The 709-nt window shown below is 62.6% G+C and carries 1 protein-coding gene and 1 pseudogene; both read right to left on the bottom strand.

What is annotated here, in order from left to right:
- On the bottom strand, window positions 1–590 hold a 590-nt coding region (locus AC0L28_RS34700), incomplete at its 3' end, for an efflux RND transporter permease subunit (RefSeq protein ID WP_473482992.1).
- Between the two features lie 2 nt (window positions 591–592).
- A pseudogene (locus tag AC0L28_RS34695) lies at window positions 593–709 on the bottom strand (efflux RND transporter periplasmic adaptor subunit); the annotation flags it as partial.

Below are 709 nucleotides of genomic sequence, written 5' to 3'. Positions count from 1 at the left end.
TGCAGCCCGTATGACGACAGTTTCATCGGATCGATGACGACTTCGACGAGATCGTCGCGGGCGCCCTGCAGCGAGCCCTCCAGCACGCCAGGCACTTCCTCGATGCGGTCGCGCAACTCGCGCGCCGCCGTCGTCAGAACGCGCTCGGGCACCTCGCCCGACAGCGTCACGACAAGGACGGGGAATTCGGAGACGTTGACTTCGGAGACTACAGGCTCCTCGGCTGCCTGCGGCAGGTCGGCCTTGCCATCCTGGACCTTGCTGCGCGTGTCCTGCAACGCCGTCGCCAGATCCGTCTGCGGCTGGAATTGGACCATCACATAGCCGCCGCCCTGGAAGGCGGCCGAACGCATCTCCTTGAGACCTTTGAGACTTTTCAGCTTGGCTTCCATCGGCCGCAGCAGGAGGCGTTCCGAATCCTCGGGCGAGATGCCCTGATAGACCAGGCCGACATACATCATCGTAATCGCAACGTCGGGTTCGGCTTCCTTCGGTGTCGACTGATAGGCGACCGCACCGGCAAGGATGAGGAACACCAGGACCGAAATGGTCAGCCGGGCATTGCTGATTGCGAGTTTGACGATATCCATGATTACTGCGTCCCGGCCGTCGCTTCGCCCAAGAGCTTCTGGATGGTCGCCTGGTCGGCCTCGACCGGCTTGACCACTTCGCCTTCCTTCACCAGTTCCTGGCCGGCGACGATGATGCG

The sequence above is a fragment of the Mesorhizobium sp. WSM4847 genome (genome assembly GCF_055811335.1).
The sequence above is the reverse complement of the archived record's forward strand: the minus strand, read 5'-3'. Positions and strand labels throughout refer to the sequence as shown.